The sequence below is a fragment of the Neptuniibacter caesariensis genome, assembly GCF_000153345.1.
Lineage (GTDB): Bacteria > Pseudomonadota > Gammaproteobacteria > Pseudomonadales > Balneatricaceae > Neptuniibacter > Neptuniibacter caesariensis.
Map to the genome: position 1 here is coordinate 1,312,408 of NZ_CH724125.1, position 16,376 is coordinate 1,328,783.

General features: G+C 48.0%; 14 protein-coding genes, 1 tRNA gene and 1 other RNA gene. 6 read left to right on the forward strand and 10 right to left on the reverse strand.

What is annotated here, in order from left to right:
• The first annotated feature begins 235 nt into the window (after positions 1 to 235).
• The 3 genes from MED92_RS06215 to cydX are packed head-to-tail and all read left to right on the forward strand — an operon-like array spanning position 236 to position 3,056.
• Positions 236 to 1,819 (forward strand): cytochrome ubiquinol oxidase subunit I, encoded by a 1,584-nt coding sequence (locus tag MED92_RS06215; RefSeq protein WP_007020662.1) that lies wholly within the window; start codon positions 236 to 238, stop codon positions 1,817 to 1,819.
• A complete protein-coding gene (gene cydB / locus MED92_RS06220) occupies positions 1,812 to 2,948 on the forward strand; it encodes a cytochrome d ubiquinol oxidase subunit II (RefSeq protein ID WP_007020663.1) in 1,137 nt (378 codons plus the stop codon). The genes MED92_RS06215 and cydB overlap by 8 nt, the downstream gene beginning before the upstream one ends.
• A 9-nt stretch (positions 2,949 to 2,957) precedes the next feature.
• A complete protein-coding gene (cydX, locus tag MED92_RS18810; RefSeq protein ID WP_007020664.1) occupies positions 2,958 to 3,056 on the forward strand; it encodes a cytochrome bd-I oxidase subunit CydX in 99 nt (32 codons plus the stop codon).
• An 89-nt stretch (positions 3,057 to 3,145) separates the two neighbouring features.
• Here cydX and MED92_RS06230 read toward each other — a convergent pair whose 3' ends face one another.
• Positions 3,146 to 4,471 (reverse strand): sigma-54 interaction domain-containing protein, encoded by a 1,326-nt coding sequence (locus tag MED92_RS06230; protein WP_007020665.1) that lies wholly within the window; start codon positions 4,469 to 4,471, stop codon positions 3,146 to 3,148.
• 93 nt (positions 4,472 to 4,564) lie between these two features.
• Between MED92_RS06230 and cydD the strand changes: the two genes are divergently transcribed.
• A complete protein-coding gene (gene cydD, locus MED92_RS06235) occupies positions 4,565 to 6,268 on the forward strand; it encodes a thiol reductant ABC exporter subunit CydD (RefSeq protein ID WP_007020666.1) in 1,704 nt (567 codons plus the stop codon).
• Positions 6,261 to 7,883 carry an amino acid ABC transporter ATP-binding/permease protein gene (locus tag MED92_RS06240; protein WP_007020667.1) on the forward strand — a complete coding sequence of 541 codons (1,623 nt, stop codon included), beginning with the start codon at positions 6,261 to 6,263 and terminating at the stop codon, positions 7,881 to 7,883. The genes cydD and MED92_RS06240 overlap by 8 nt, the downstream gene beginning before the upstream one ends.
• 115 nt (positions 7,884 to 7,998) lie before the next feature.
• Here the strand turns inward: MED92_RS06240 and MED92_RS18815 are convergent.
• The 5 genes from MED92_RS18815 to MED92_RS06260 all read right to left on the reverse strand — a co-directional run bounded on the left by MED92_RS18815 (position 7,999) and on the right by MED92_RS06260 (position 10,915).
• Positions 7,999 to 8,132: non-coding RNA, RtT sRNA (locus MED92_RS18815), on the reverse strand.
• Between the two features lie 45 nt (positions 8,133 to 8,177).
• A tRNA-Val gene (locus MED92_RS06245) sits at positions 8,178 to 8,254 on the reverse strand.
• A gap of 76 nt (positions 8,255 to 8,330) precedes the next feature.
• The gene (locus MED92_RS18960) at positions 8,331 to 8,498 is read right to left on the reverse strand and encodes a hypothetical protein (RefSeq protein ID WP_007020668.1); all 168 of its coding nucleotides are present in this window, start codon (positions 8,496 to 8,498) and stop codon (positions 8,331 to 8,333) included.
• 387 nt (positions 8,499 to 8,885) lie between these two features.
• Positions 8,886 to 9,539: a response regulator gene (locus MED92_RS06255; RefSeq protein WP_007020670.1), complete on the reverse strand. Its 654-nt coding sequence runs from the start codon at positions 9,537 to 9,539 to the stop codon at positions 8,886 to 8,888.
• 20 nt (positions 9,540 to 9,559) lie between these two features.
• Positions 9,560 to 10,915: a cache domain-containing protein gene (locus MED92_RS06260; RefSeq protein WP_007020671.1), complete on the reverse strand. Its 1,356-nt coding sequence runs from the start codon at positions 10,913 to 10,915 to the stop codon at positions 9,560 to 9,562.
• Positions 10,916 to 10,997: 82 nt separating this feature from the next.
• On the opposite strand from MED92_RS06260, the gene MED92_RS06265 reads away from it, so the two are divergent.
• Positions 10,998 to 11,864, forward strand: a complete 867-nt coding sequence (locus MED92_RS06265; RefSeq protein ID WP_007020672.1) for a DUF4922 domain-containing protein — start codon at positions 10,998 to 11,000, stop codon at positions 11,862 to 11,864.
• Here the strand turns inward: MED92_RS06265 and MED92_RS06270 are convergent.
• From MED92_RS06270 to MED92_RS06285, 4 genes are all read right to left on the reverse strand, one after another.
• Positions 11,857 to 12,936: a TRAP transporter substrate-binding protein gene (locus MED92_RS06270; protein ID WP_007020673.1), complete on the reverse strand. Its 1,080-nt coding sequence runs from the start codon at positions 12,934 to 12,936 to the stop codon at positions 11,857 to 11,859. The genes MED92_RS06265 and MED92_RS06270 overlap by 8 nt on opposite strands.
• Positions 12,937 to 13,177: 241 nt before the next feature.
• Positions 13,178 to 14,467: a TRAP transporter large permease gene (locus MED92_RS06275; protein WP_007020674.1), complete on the reverse strand. Its 1,290-nt coding sequence runs from the start codon at positions 14,465 to 14,467 to the stop codon at positions 13,178 to 13,180.
• Between the two features lie 12 nt (positions 14,468 to 14,479).
• Positions 14,480 to 15,016: a TRAP transporter small permease subunit gene (locus MED92_RS06280; protein ID WP_007020675.1), complete on the reverse strand. Its 537-nt coding sequence runs from the start codon at positions 15,014 to 15,016 to the stop codon at positions 14,480 to 14,482.
• Between the two features lie 82 nt (positions 15,017 to 15,098).
• Positions 15,099 to 16,178 carry a TRAP transporter substrate-binding protein gene (locus MED92_RS06285; RefSeq protein ID WP_007020676.1) on the reverse strand — a complete coding sequence of 360 codons (1,080 nt, stop codon included), beginning with the start codon at positions 16,176 to 16,178 and terminating at the stop codon, positions 15,099 to 15,101.
• Positions 16,179 to 16,376 lie beyond the last annotated feature (198 nt).

Consider the following 16,376-nt stretch of genomic DNA (forward strand, 5'->3'; position numbering starts at 1 on the left):
CACAATCCTCCTACTCCAACCATATTAAACAGCTTATGACATATGCAGTGACAATTATGACACTCCATCTCCAGCAGATTAAATAAGAAAATTCTTATAAATACAAATAACCAATATTATCAATAGGTTAACTAGATAGATAATTATTGGCACGGGTTCTGCTGTATCTAAAATGATGTTCAATTATTTGTATTCAGTCAAAAACCCATTTGACTATTATTAGGGGTGCTAAATCATGGTATCTGAAACCGTAGTGGAGCTTTCGCGTTGGCAGTTCGCCCTGACTGCGATGTACCACTTCCTCTTTGTCCCATTAACTTTGGGACTCTCATTTCTGCTTGCGATCATGGAGTCTGTGTATGTCATGACCAACAAGCAGGTATACAAAGATATGACTCGTTTCTGGGGCAAGCTCTTTGGTATCAACTTTGCCCTTGGCGTGACGACTGGCCTGACAATGGAATTTCAGTTCGGGACCAACTGGGCTTACTACTCTCATTATGTCGGGGATGTGTTCGGTGCACCACTGGCGATAGAGGGGCTGGTTGCCTTCTTCCTTGAATCCACCTTTGTTGGTCTGTTTTTCTTCGGCTGGGATCGTCTGAGCAAAGTGCAACATCTGACCACAACTTGGCTTGTTGCCATAGGGTCCAACTTCTCTGCTTTGTGGATTCTGATCGCCAACGGCTGGATGCAAAACCCTGTCGGTTCTTATTTTAACTTTGAAACTATGCGCATGGAGATGGATAGCTTTGCAGAGGTTATTTTTAACCCCGTTGCTCAAGTTAAATTTGTCCATACCGTCTCTGCAGGTTATGTCACGGGTGCGATCTTCGTATTGGCAATCAGTGCTTATTACCTTCTTAAGAACAAAGATACCGATTTTGCCAGGCGCTCATTTGCAATCGCTTCTGCTTTTGGTCTGGCATCGGTAATCTCCGTAATCATTCTGGGAGACGAGAGTGGCTACGAAGTCGGTGAAGTCCAGAAAGTTAAACTCGCAGCGATGGAAGCCGAGTGGGATACCCATGAAGCCCCAGCTCCCTTTACATTGGTAGGGCTACCTAATCAGGAAACACAGGAAACAGAGTACGCCGTTAAAATCCCATACGTCCTCGGGCTGATTGCAACCCGCTCATTAGATGAGGAAGTACTTGGGATTAAAGATCTTGTTGAACGCGCTGAAGCCCGGATGCGCAATGGTATTGTCGCCTATGAGCTGCTGTTGAAGCTCCGCAATGGCGAAGATACACCCGAAAACCGTAGTGCATTTATGGCTGTGCAAAATGACCTTGGCTATGGACTGCTGCTGAAACGTTTTACTCCGGATGTCGTCGATGCAACCGAAGAGCAGATCAAAGCAGCGGCGATGGATACAATTCCGGGCGTAGCACCAATGTTCTGGACTTTCCGGGTGATGGTCGCCTGTGGCTTTACCATGCTACTTCTTTTCACTCTGGCATTTTATTTTACGGCGAAACGGAAAGAGCATAAAACACGCTGGCTACAGAAGTTTGCCCTGCTCTGCCTACCGCTGCCATGGATTGCCAGTGAAACCGGATGGTTTGTAGCCGAGTTTGGCCGCCAACCATGGGCGATTGGCGAGATTCTGCCCACCTATGTTGCCACTTCACATCTGTCGGAAAGCGACCTTTGGTTAAGCATCTTTGGTTTTGTCGGTTTGTACACCGCCTTTATGGTGATCGAAATCTATCTGATGCTGAAATATGTCCGCAAAGGCCCAAGTGCTTTGGGTACAGGGCGTTATGACAATGAAGTAGCGAAAGAGAAAACCGAGGAGGTGGTTCAGTATGTTTGATTATGAATCTCTACGCCTGATCTGGTGGCTTCTGGTAGGCATACTTTTGATCGGCTTTGCAGTCACCGATGGCTTCGATATCGGTGCTGCTATACTTCTGCCATTTCTGGGAAAAACTGATACCGAGCGCCGGGTTATTATCAATACCGTCGGTCCCCACTGGGATGGTAATCAGGTCTGGTTCATCACTGCCGGGGGCGCTCTTTTTGCAGCCTGGCCGCGGGTGTATGCGACCGCATTTTCCGGCTTTTACTGGGCCATGTTGTTAGTGCTCTTTGCCCTATTCTTCCGCCCTATAGGTTTCGAGTACCGCAGCAAGTCTGACAGTGCCCGTTGGCGCAACAACTGGGATTGGGGCTTGTGCCTGGGCTCTTTTGTCCCGGCGCTGGTATTTGGTATCGCCTTTGGCAATCTCTTCCTGGGGGTTCCCTTTTACTTCGATGAACTGACCCGACCAATCTATACCGGTTCTTTTTTCGCGCTGCTCAATCCGTTTGCGCTGATCTGTGGTCTGGCCAGCGTCGCCATGCTCGCCCTGCATGGTGCGATCTGGTTACAGATGCGAGCTGGCGGTGATGTTGAAGCGCGTGCGCAGCATTATGCCAACCGCATCGGCCCTGCCCTGTCTACTCTGATGTTACTTGCAGGTATCGTGATGCTGACGGTTGTTGAAGGTTACAGCATCACGTCTGAAGTCGTCGGTGATGCCAGTTCAAACCCACTGAACAAACAGGTGGCCCGGGTTGAGAATTGGTTTGCCAATTACGAACAGTACCCTCTGCTTTGGGCATTGGCGGCAGCCAGCCTGATCCTGCCATTAGGGGTGAGTCTTCTGGCAAAAGCCAATCGTCCAGGCTGGGGGTTTGTGGTCAGCTCACTCAATATTAGTGTCATCATTCTACTGGCAGGCAGCACGCTATTCCCATTTGTGATGCCATCATCCAGTGATCTCGCCAGCAGTTTAACCCTATGGGATGCCACCTCAAGCAAACTGACACTGGAGATTATGTTTTGGGTAGCGATGGTCTTTGTACCGATTATTCTCTGCTACACCGCATGGGGATACTACAAAATGTGGCGCCGGATTGAGCCGGAGTTCATTGAACAGAATAGCGTTTCTAACTACTAGGAGAATGATATGTGGTATTTCGCCTGGATTCTCGGTGTGCTGCTCGCCTGCAGTTTCGGCATCATCAATGCCATGTGGTTAGAAAACCACTTTGATGCTGAGGAGTAACACGCCACCCTGCGTACCTTCGGGGGATCTGACCCAGCAACTTATCTGAAAAGGGTCAGACTGATAAATATTCGTCAGGCTTATTTATCTTAATCCCCCATTTTTAACTTTCGATACAGAGTGCGCAGGCTGCAGCCTGCAATCTCTGCTATCAACGCTTTATCACTGTAACTGGCGAGTAATTGTTGAATATATTCCCGCTCTACCTCTTCCAGGCTATAGCGTTTACGGGCCAGAAGCTTAAGCGCATCACGGCCTTCGCCACCTTTAACAACGAAGCTGGGGCTGAGTGCCAGTGCCCGGTGCATGACCTCTTCGCTTATCTCGGTGTTGTCACGCAGCACCACAGCCCTTTCAAGCACATTCTTAAGCTCACGAATGTTACCTTTAAACGGCTGCTGGGCCAGCAGCAACATCGCCTCTTTGCTGACGCGCAGCGGCAGAGTGTCATCAATACGCAGCAGGATACTTTCTACCAGCAGCGGCAGGTCTTCAATCCGCTCTGCCAACGAGGGCAAACTGATCGGAAAAGTGCTGATACGATGATAAAGGTCCTCACGAAACTCATTGGCCTCAACCATGGCGGGCAAGTTTTTATGGGTTGCACAGATCAACCGAAAATCCGCTTCATAAGGTTCACTCTCACCCACTGGACGATAAGTACGTGTCTCAATCAAACGCAGCAACTTCACCTGAAGATGCAGCGGAATATCGCCAACCTCATCCAGAAACAAAGTGCCACCGCGTGCAGACTCCACCAAACCTTTACGGTTACTGGTCGCCCCGGTGAATGCACCTTTGACATGCCCAAACAACTCACTCTCGAACAGGGAATCCGTCAGACCAGAACATTCCACTGTAACAAAGGGTTTGCGGGTACGCGGACTAACCGCATGCAGGGCCTGAGCCGCCAACTCTTTTCCGCAGCCGGAAGGCCCGGTCAAAAGAACACTCGTATCAGTTTTGCCAACCCGATGGATCAGATCGACCAGTTGGTTGAAAGCCGGACTGCGACCGATCATTTTATCGGCAATCGGCTCGGCACTGACCTCTCGGATCGGTTTCATCACCTCAATGAAATATTGCCGTTGCAACTCGTCCACCACCGGCGTTGTCTCAATACCCATATGCTCTTTACCCTGAGCAGTGTTATGAATATGCAAAACACTAGAGGTAACACCACTTTCGTTGGCCGCCTGCATAGGGCAGGTCTCTCCTTCCAGATCACAAGGGCGTTTGTAACCATGGGAGATTTCAAAGCACTTACGATGATCTTTATCGCCGCGCTCACCAAAACGGAAATCATACTGCTCATTGGTGGCAACAACATTGTAGTTTTCATCAACCAGAACGGCAGGGTCAGAATAGCTTTCCAACACATTTCTCATCGACTTCAGCCAGCTTTCATTCGTCACAAGCCAATCTCCCAAATGCCACACTTTTGTCAATTTTGACAAAACTGATTAGAATGGATTTATATTAGATCTATCTAATTTAAAAAACAAGCCATGAAAACCAATCCAAGACCCGAAAACTTTAAAAGCAAAGCCGACCTTTTGAAATGGTTTGGCAAAGTCGCCTCCCGACATAATCAGCTGCTGACTTTATTGGGATTTTTCCAGGTAGCAGTCACCATCAGCTTTGCATGGCTAGTCGCAACGCTTTTAGATGCGGCGATCTTTGCCGAGCAGACAAGTCTCCCCTCCATGGCTGATTGGCTGGTATTAACAGCACTTTTAGTTATACGTCCTATCTTGAGTTATCTGCAAAGCTGGGCTGGTAATCAGGCTAGTATCAAAGTTCGGGCAGAAATCAGACGTTTTACACTTAAACAGTGCTTTTCTCTGAATATCAGACTTTTTCCCAGCTTTAACGTCGCTGAACTCAGCAACTTACTGACTACCGAAATCAATAGCTTGCGTGAATATTATTCGGAATTTATCGCACAAAAGCGCTTAGCCGTGATCATGCCTATCGCCATAATCATTGCAGCATCAACAGTTAACTGGTTGGTACCCCTGATCTTGGCACTCACAGCCCCCTTGATACCTCTGTTTATGATTCTCGTCGGTAGAAAGGCAGCCGCTGCCAGCCAGGGAAATCTGCAACAACTCAATCGCCTGGGCAACTTACTGGCAGACCGGCTCAAAAACCTTCAGCCAATACAACAGGCAGGTACAGTTGAACAGGAGGCAAGCCAGCTCTACCAACAATCGGATCAATTCCGCTGCTCTACCATACGAGTACTTCGGCTGGCCTTTCTGTCCGGCACACTGCTGGAGTTCTTCAGTGCTATCAGTGTAGCGCTGGTCGCAGTTTATCTGGGCCTGTTTTTCCTAGATAAATATCAACTTGGTAGCTGGAGTACTGATCTCTCACTAGCGGAAGGGGTCTTTCTGTTGATGCTAGCCCCTGAGTTTTATCTTCCGCTACGCCGGATGGGTGCGCTGTACCATGCCAAAATGGATGCGGAGAGTGTCGCAGAGCACCTGATGCAACTGAATAATCTGGTTGCTGAAAATAGGCATAGCAATCACAAAGAAACGGTAGAAAAACTGCAAAAAATTGAGCTGATCGATGCGCAATCAGGGGATAAAGGGCACCTGATTCATCGCCCCATATCGTTTAGCTTGCGCCCCGGGGAGAAGCTCCTGCTAAATGGCCCATCTGGCTCTGGAAAAACCACCTTGCTGGATACACTGGCAGGTCTGCATTCTCTGCCAAAGGGTGAAATAGTCATCAATAATCAAACGCAGCGGCTTCACCAGCAAGCAGCGTGGTGGTCGCAAATCGGTTATATGCCGCAAAAACCAGAGTTGTTCTTTAGCACTATTCGCGACAATCTCTGCCTGGGTCGGACGTTCTCCGATGCAGAGCTGTACTCTGCCCTGACTGATGCCCGCGCAGACAAGATGGTCCGTGATCTGCCGGGCGAACTTGATTACCAGATCAGCGACAGCGGCGGTTACTTATCGGGCGGCCAGGCTCAGAGAATCGCTTTAGCAAGAGTCTTTCTGCATCAGCCAAGATTACTGCTCCTGGATGAGCCCACAGCCAACCTGGATGCCGATACCGCACAAGCATTTTTACAACAGTTACAGCTCTTTTGTAACCGAGGGGGCATGGTCATTATGGCGAGCCACAGGCCAGCCGATAAGCGCTTCTTCACCAAGGAAGTGGCCATGCAAGCGATGAGGAATCGCCATGATTAATCTAAAACAACACTATCTGACCCTACTTGTTCGCGAACGCCGCTATGCACTTCTGGGAACATTTCTCGCGATTGTCACCACCTTCTCGGGTATCGCACTACTCGCCGTATCTGGCTGGTTTATAAGTGCTGCTGCCGCTGCAGGTCTCAGTACGATAACCGCTCATACATTTAATTTTTTTACCCCGGGCGCTATGGTCCGTGGTTTATCGATCAGCCGCACAGCGGGGCGCTATGGTGAAAGAATTACCAGCCACGAAGCGACCTTTCGCATTATTGCGCAGTTACGCGCGGATCTGTTCAAGTTCGTTGCCGCGCAAAAATGGAATGAGCAACAACTTAACCGCCATCAAGTCTCAAGCCGGCTGCTCCAAGATATACACAATATTGAGTCGATCTATCAATTTGCAGTGATACCTGCCCTCACTGCATTGGCTGTCTCTATCGGCTATCTGATTACTCTGATTCTGGTGCTGCCTCAGCTATCACTGATGGTTGCTCCGATACTATTCGCTGTATGCATTCTGATTCCCTGGCTTTACAGCCAGAGGGTTCTTGAGCCTGAAAACACACAGCAAGAGCAACAAAGCCTAATGTGGATGGAATCCAGCACACTGTTCAACGGCATACGTACCCTGACACTTTTTCGCCAAATCGAACCCCGTGGAGCAACATTGCAGAAACAGTCCGAAGCGATGGACCGATGGGAAGCAAAAACACTTAATCGCCAACAGCAGGTTCTTCTGCTATCGCAAATATCTCTGGCTGCCATGGCAATCATCAGTTTCTGGCAAGGCTTTATCGCTTTTAATGCTGGCCAGTTGGAAGGGGCGTATATCTTTATGCTGCTGCTTCTCACTTTAGGCTCCGCCGAAGTATTAGCCGGTACATGCCCTGCTCTGGCCAGCCTGGTATTAGGCCTGCGCGCCCTATCCCGTTTGGAAGCACACAGTTCAAGCGCTCGCCAAATCGAAGACCAGCGTTTATTTCAAAACCCTAACAAGCAAGAGATGGCTGTTCATGTTAAGCAGTTAACTTATGTGTATCCACAAGCAGATAAAACGGTCCTGCGGAAACTCAATTTTAAGCAGCAAGGGCCTGAATGGATTTGGTTGAAAGGACCGAGCGGATGCGGAAAAAGCACATTGTTACAGCTTTTGAATGGCGACCTTAATCCGACTCAGGGCCGCATCGAATTTGACGGATTCCAGCCACATAAGGTTCAGTTTATGCCTCAGAGGATCGATATTCTCAGAGCCTCTCTGCGTGACAATCTCTGCTTGCACCACCCTCATTCAGATGAGCAACTCTGGACTGCATTGGAGCAAGTTGAACTGGCCAGTTGGGCGAAACACCTCCCTCATGGTCTAGATACCTGGCTTGGTGAGAATGAGTGGCAACCTTCGGGAGGTGAGAGTAAACGCATCGGACTTGCACGCATTCTGCTACAGGATCCCAACCTCATTCTGCTGGATGAACCCACCGCCGGGCTCGATACAGATCTGTCAGTGACACTTCTGCAAAGGTTAGCTGATCAGTGGAAAGATAAGTTGGTTATCTGCAGCAGCCATGAATGCTTCCGGAAGATGAATCAAAACCGGAGTATTCAGTTATAGGTAAGTTGAAAGCCCCCATGTGGTCTCGCTGCGCGAGGCTCGAACGCCTTCGGCAGTTATCATCGGCCGTCCTCCAGGCACAAAAAAACCACCCAGCGGTGGTTTCTTTTATATCTGGTAGGACTAGGCAGATTATACGGCGCTTCGCACCTTCCCCTTCGGGGCTATCGTCGCAAGCTCCGATGTGGTCTCGCTTCGCTCGGCTCGAACGCCTTCGGCAGTTATCATCTGCCAGTTAATTCCTACACTGCAGAATACAAAAAGCCCGCAACAAGTGCGGGCTTCTTAGAATTCTGGTAGGACTAGGCAGATTCGAACTGCCGACCTCTACCATGTCAAGGTAGCGCTCTAACCAACTGAGCTATAGTCCTATTTCGCTGTTATCGTGCAGCGGGAGGTATCTTACCGTTTTGAAATACAAACGCAAGGTTTCTGGCGAAGAAGTTGTTACTGAAAAGCAAGATAGAGCATAGGGGTTAGAAAGGTGCCCATAACGCAGGCATTTATGCTGGCGGTTTGGTAGGCAATAGCGGGAAGAAGCGCTTTCTGAAGAAGATATACTACACCACTGCCAAGCAGGAACAGTGTAATAAAAATCAGCTCAACTACAGACATACTAACCTCCCTATTCTTCACTTCAGATTAGTACTGTTGAGCCTGATGTCGCTCAAATAACCCTACTATTTACTACAGTTTTCAGAAAATTAGGAATTTTTCTTATATCGACACCCTCTTATATACAGCTATATAAATATTAAACAACTGTACACTCATAAGGAGAGGAGCGATGGAGATGAAGGAAAGGTGCTCGTGTAGCGGCTGTCTTGAACAGATTATGCAAATCGAACCGTCAAAGCACAGCAAAGCGTGGGAAAAGCTTGGCCGACAGCTACCTCAGTGCGACCTGTGTAAAGCGGCGCTGAAAGATAAGATGTATGGCAACAGCAGGTCCATCCCCAAAGTAGACCTAAATTAAACCGCTTGCTTCCCACGGCTATCTGCCTAATCAACCAGATTATTATCAATGGCATAGCGGGTTAATCCGGCTGCCGTATGTATATCGAGTTTGTTTTTAATATTCTGGCGATGGGTTTCAACGGTTCTCACTGATATATCAAGCGTCCGTGCGATCTCTTTATTGCTATTCCCTTCAGCCACCAGCTTAAGCACATCTTTCTCACGCCCCGTTAGCGCTTCTTGCTCTGCTTTCTCGTTTACTGCCTGTTCCTGTTCAAACTGACTAAATAACGCCTGAGAAGCACCTGAGCTGAAGTAGGAACCACCACTAAATACCGTTTCAATTGCTGTAATAAGTTCTGATGAAGAGACATCTTTGAGCACGTAGCCAGCAGCGCCGCACTTAATCAGCTTGACGATATACTCTCTGTCATCGTGCATACTCAAAATCAGCACTTTGATATTCGGTTGCTCGTCCCGGAATTTTTCGGCTGCCTCAAAGCCATTCATCACGGGCATAGACACATCCATAAGCACAACATCCGGGGTTAGCTCAGCCGCTACCTGCAGCGCCTGCTGGCCATCATTGGCCATACCCACCACATCAATCGTAGGCTCCCCTTCTAACCGCGCACTTATTCCATCCAGAACCAGAGGGTGGTCATCCACTAATACAACCCGGATCTTTTTATCGCTCATCTTTTCTTATTCTCTCCAGATCAAAGTATGGTAAAACCCGCTCGCAGCTTAGTTCCTGAACCTGGTCGCGACTTAAGGCTGAAATGGCCACTTAACAGCTCAGTACGCTCGCGCATATTCAATAAGCCAATCCCTGCTTCAGCTTTATCTTCAACGAAGCCTTTGCCATCGTCAGCAACCTCTACCCAGATATAGCCCTCTTTCGGCCAGATCCGAATACCTACATTGTTAGCTTCTGCGTGCTTCTCTATGTTAGTCAAAGACTCCTGCACAATTCTATACAGGGTGATCTCGATATCATCCGGCAATCTTTGCTCCGGTAGCTCGATACGCACATTCGTCAGCATACGTGTGCGTTCAGAGAAATCACTGGTCATACTATAGATGGCAGATTCCAGGCCCAGGTCATCCAATTGAATGGGGCGTAGATCATGGGAGATACGCCGTACTTCCTGAATAGCCATGTTGAGTACATCACAACCTTTATCCAGATCATTTACTGCGGAATCATCTTGTTTGAGAAGCTTGTCCCGGGCCAGCTCTAAGCGGAACTTAACAGATACCATTAGCTGGTTTATCCCGTCATGTAGCTCACGGGCAAAGTTACGTCGCTGGCTCACCTGAAACTGGACATGATTATGAGCTAACTGGCGCAATCGCTCATCTGCCAGCTGTGATGCATGCATATTGATCGCAACACCCACTAAAGCAATGATAATGACAGTGCCGGCCAGAATAACCACTACAGTAAAGAAGGTATTTCGAATATTACGGGTCACTTTAAGACGGATTGCAGCCACTTCATTACTGATATCATCGATATACAGGCCAGTTCCAACCATCCAGTTAAATTTTGGGATCTCAACCACATAACTGAGCTTATCTTCCAGATCCCCCTTAGAAGGTTTACCCCAAACATATTGGTAAAAACCACCCCCGCTTTCAGCTATCCGTAACAGATCCTGAATAACATACTTGCCATTTGCGTCCTGAAGGTCCATCAGATTCTGACCAACCAGTTCATGCTGAATAGGATGGACAAGGTTCATACCTTTACGGTCATAAACAAAGAAGTAACCATCGTCACCATAAGTTAAACCATGAAGAATCTCTTTTATGCTTTCCTCAGCCTGTTTATCACCGGGGTCTGCCTTAGCAATAATGTGCTCAATTGAGTTCATCGCCAGGGCGACATAGTGCTGAAGTTCCTGACGCTTAGAACGCAGTAAGTTTTCTTCAAAGATGCTGATCTCTTGCTCAGATAAAATGCGTGCCTGAGTCAGGCTGATCATGGTGATAGCAACGGTTACAAGAACCAAGGGCAGGATGGAAAGCAGCAGTACTTTCGTTTTCAGAGAGGCGGTAACCCGTTTCATCTTCGCTGGCGTTCCTGATAAATTTTGCGGATAGTTATTATTATCTTCCTAAATTATAAAGGATCTGGAGGTATAAGGCTTCATGGATTCATCACTCTGGTCTCGCGCTGAAGCGATAGCCGATTCAGCGAAAAAACTGGGCTCACTGCAAAGCTTAGAAACCCTTTCTGAAAACTTACAGGAAGGTAATCTCTGCTTCACCTTAAGGCAGATCTCCAGCCTGCGAAGAAAAAAGAACAACAGTGAAAGAAGCGATAAACCGAGGAATCCATTTTTTCCTTATGAAGCGCCCCTCTTTGTTGATAATGCGGGGCCTGCTCACAATATTCTGCTGAACAAATTCAACGTGCTCGAGCAGCACCTGCTAATCACTACAAAGGTCTTTGAGCCCCAGACCAGTGAACTGTCATTAGCCGACTTCCACGCCCTGTATGAATGCATGAAACAGGACAAAGCCCTCGCCTTCTACAACAGCGGCCCTGAGGCGGGTGCCAGTCAACAACATAAACACCTGCAACTGGTCAAAACTGCCCCTGCGGCGCAGGATATTCCGTTTGCAGCAATCTTTGAGCAACTCAGAGATGAAGTCCCCAGAAAGCTTGCCGACCTTCCTTTTGAACATGTGGCGCTTGGTCTTAACAATAATCTGTTTGATTCGGAATGGTTTACCCCGGCAGATGCGGCTGCGCAGCTTAAAAATCTCTATGACCGCCTTCGGGCTTCGCTATCGATTGAATCAACAGCCGGGCATATCGAACAGCCCTATAACTGGCTATTAACCCAGGAATGGATGCTGCTGGTCCCACGCAGAAAGGAAAGTTATCAGGGGGTATCGCTGAATGCGCTCGCCTTTATTGGCTCGATTCTTGTGCCGGATAAAAAACAAGCCCGACAGATAAAATCTGCCGGGCTTGCCAGAGCACTTACTGAAGTGAGCGGTCTTATTTAGACAAGCTATTCAGGTAAGCTTTATCAGAGATATCAGTCCAGGCACGAGCTTTCGCCATGTACGCTGCCTGAGATTCCTGAATACGCTTAGTCAGTGGATCTTTTGCAGCCGCTTCTTTCAGCAACGCATCATTCGCTTCACGCATTGCTGAAATTACTTCTGCAGGGAAAGATTTAACTTTGATGTTAGGGAACTCTTTCTTCATTGTGTCCCAGTTTACACCTGACTCATGATAAGACTGGATATACATATCATAAGCGGCAGTACGCATTGCCGTTGTCAGAATAGTCTGTAGGTCTTCAGGAAGCTTTTCGAATTTCTTCTTGTTAACCATGAACTGAAGCTCACTAGCTGGCTCATGCCAACCGGTGTAGTAGTAAGGAGCGATTTTGTGGAAACCAAGGCGGATATCCAGTGATGGACCAACCCACTCTACGGCATCAACCGTTTTACGTTCCAAAGAGGTATACAGGTCACCCGGAGCAATATTCACGGGTTTTGCACCCAGTTTTGCCCAGATCTCGCCAGCAAAACCCGGGATACGAATCTTCAGACCTTTAACATCTTCCAGGCTGTTAATCTCTTTCTGGAACCAACCACCCATCTGTACGCCGGTGTTACCACCAGGGAATGAAAGCATACCGAACTTACCGTATACCTCATTCATTAACGCCTGACCTTCGCCATAGTAGAACCAGCCATACTGCTCAGGAGCTGTCATACCGAATGGCATCGTCGTGAAATACAGTGTGTTAGGAACCTTACCCTTCCAATAATATGAAGCTGAGTGACCAATATCATACTGGCCAGCACGTACCATATCGAAAACGCCAAAAGGCGCTTTGTGCTTGTTCGCAGAATCGATGGTTATTTTCAGACGACCGTTGGACATTGTATCTGCCAAAGCAGCCATCTTTTTAGTAGTTTCGCCAAGGATTGGAGTATTAGGTCCCCATGTTTCTGCCAGCTTCAGTTTGTAAACTTTATCGGCGGCCATTGCGGATGATGCTGCAAACATAGAGCAGCATAGCGCAGCGCCTGTCAGTACTTTTTTATAGTTATAAATGGACATTAGTAATCCCTGTTAATCTGTTATTAGATTTTTGTTATCGGGGAAAATACTAATACAAGTTTGGGGGGACAGAAAGTAGTTAACTTCTTTATTATCAAAAAAAATACCCCGCAAAGCGGGGCCGTCCGAGCACACGCGGACCACGGGAATGAACCGTTAAATGGAGGAATGAAAAGCGTCCAAAAACGCTTTTTGAAACCAGATTGAGTGGCTCGCCAGAACCACTCAATCTAAGGCATTTTTACGCCAGTCCGTAGAACCCTGGGAAGAACAGAATCGAAATTACCACAGCGATCTGCATCAGGATAAACGGCATAACACCACGATAGATATCCATCGTCTGAACACTTGGCGGAGCCACCCCTTTCAAATAGAAGAGACTGAAGCCAAATGGTGGTGTCAGGAAGCTGGTCTGCAGGTTCATCGCGATCAAAATCGCAAACCATACAGGCGCTATACCTAAGGCATCAGCTACCGGTGCCAGAATTGGCACGATGATAAAGCTGATCTCAACAAAGTCGATAAAGAAGCCCAGAATCAGGATCGCTATCATCGACAGAATCAGGAAGCCCTGCGCACCACCAGGAAGGTCAGATAACGCTTCCTCAACGATGTAATCACCACCGGTGTAGGTAAATGCCATGGAGAAGGCCGTAGCACCCAACAAGATAGCGAATACCATCGCAGTGACTTTCACTGTTTCAGAAGCGGAATCGATTACCATTTTCCAACTGAACTGGCGGTACATAACAGCCAATACCAGAGCGCCTACACCACCCAGTGCAGAAGATTCGGTTGGCGTTGCGATACCAGCAAAGATAGAACCCAGTACAACCAGGATCAGCGCCAGTGGAGGAATAATCGCTTTCAGGGCTTTAATGTACTGCTCACGCTTGGATTCGACATCGTCATCCAACGGTAGAGCAGGCGCAGACTCGGGTTTCATGTAGCTGTACACCAGGATGTAAACTACATAAACACCGATCAGGATAAGGCCTGGGCCGACTGCAGCTTTAAACAAGTCACCTACCGGAATACCCAGTACGTCACCCAAAATAATCAAGATGATAGATGGTGGGATAATCTGACCCAGCGTACCTGAGGCACAAATCGTTCCGCAAGCCAGGGACTTGTCGTATTTATACTTCAACATAACTGGCAGGGAGATAAGGCCCATCGCCACCACTGACGCACCTACTACACCGGTAGATGCCGCCAACAACGCACCTACCAGAACGGTAGAAATTGCCAGACCACCACGGACACCACCAAACAGTTTACCCATCGACTCTAGCAACTGCTCAGCCAGTTGAGTTTTCTGCAGGACGATCCCCATGAAGATAAATAGGGGCACAGCCATCAATACCGTATTTTCCATAATGCTTTGAATACGGAACGGCATGAAAGCAAACATTTCAGCACCTTCGGCAAACACACCGAAGATCAACGCTACACCACCAAAGGTAAAAGCAACCGGGAAGCCAACTAGCAACATCACCAGCGCCACACCGAACATAATAATACCGATCATTCGAAGAGCCCCTTAGTGCTGTGGAGGTTGATAATGATCTTCCTTGGTATTACCCAGGAAGATGTTAAGAGATTTAAGGAACAAGCCGATGCCACTGATCAACATGGCAAAAAATGCAAACGGAATAACCGACTTGATAATCCAGCGATAAGGTAAGCCACCCGGGTCACCCGAAGTCTCACCTAATTCAAATGACTCACGCGCGAAGTCGATGCCGTACCAGCCAACCAATGCACAGAACGGGAATAGAAACACCAAACAACCCAGCATATCGATCAATGCTTTGGTTTTACCGCTAAGGCGCTCATAAACCAGGTCAACCCTAACGTGACCACCCACTCTGAGGGCATAAGGCACACCCAGAAGAAAGACCGATGCATACAAGTGCCATTCCAGCTCCTGCATACCAATCGAAACGTCATTAAAGACATAGCGCATCACAACGTCGATAAAAACGTTGAATAGCATAATTACAAAAAGAACAGCTGCGATTTTACCGATCAGATCAGAAAAGCTATTAATCGCCTGCTCAAGCCTCACTAGAAACATGCTCTCTCCTGGCTTTTATTATGTGTTGGTATTCCGGCGCGCGTCATTGTCCGGAATACCAACGGTAGGTCAAGTGACCGTATTACTTAGAAAGGCTGTTCAGGTATGCACGATCAGAGATATCTGTCCACGCACGAGCCTTCTTCAGGTACTCAGCCTGAGAGTCCAGGATCTTCTTAGCCAATGGATCAGCTGCTGCTTTCTCTGCAAGAAGTTCGTCGTTAGCTTTACGCATTGCATCGATAACTTCGTTAGGGAAAGACTTAACCTGGATGTCTGGGAATTCAGTCTTCATGCTCGCCCAGTTTTCAGCTGAAGCATGGTAAGACTGAATGTACATGTCGTACGCTGCAGTACGCATAGCCGTTTTCAGGATCTGCTGAAGATCAGCTGGCAGACGCTCAAACTTCTTCTTGTTGATCAGGAACTGCAGCTCAGTTGCTGGCTCATGCCAACCTGTGTAGTAGTAAGGTGCGATTTTGTGGAAACCCATACGCAGGTCAAGAGATGGACCTACCCACTCCAGTGCATCGATCGTACGACGCTCAAGCGCTGTGTATAGTTCGCCCGCAGGAATGTTTGTTGGTTTAGCACCCAGCTTAGCCAGTACCTCACCCGCGAAACCAGGGATACGCATTTTCAGGCCTTTCAGGTCATCCAGAGAGTTAATCTCTTTCTGGAACCAACCGCCCATCTGGTTACCTGTGTTACCACCAGGGAAGGACATCAGGTTGAACTTACCGTACACCTCATCCATCAGCTCCTGACCGCCACCGTAGTAGAACCAGCCGTACTGTTCAGGTGCAGTCATACCGAATGGCATCGTCGTGAAGTAAAGAGTATTTGGTACTTTACCCTTCCAGTAGTAAGACGCAGAGTGTCCCATGTCGTACTGACCAGAACGTACCATGTCAAAGACACCTAGTGGCGCTTTGTGCTTGTTCTTGGAGTCGATAGTGATTTTCAGGCGACCGTTAGACATCTTCTCAGCCAACGCTGCCATGTTTTTAGTCGCATCACCAAATACAGGGAAGTTTGTCGGCCAGGTTTCAGCCAGTTTCAGCTTATAGACTTTGTCATCTGCAGCCATTGCTGGAGTTGCCAGCACAGCTGTTGTCGCAGCAGCCATGATAAGCTTCTTGGAAAAGTTCATTTTAAACATTGTTATTATCGTCCTCTATCTGTATTCCCGAGCTCGGGGAACCTTCAAAAAAGGTTGGCCGGTTCTGGATCGCCTGTCCTTCACATCGACCACAAGTAACATCCACTGATCTTTGTCAGCCTGATTAGTCTGGCACAGGATTAAAAGCATACGTATTCGGATTACTGCGCAAAGCGGCTCGAGATACTACGTACGCCA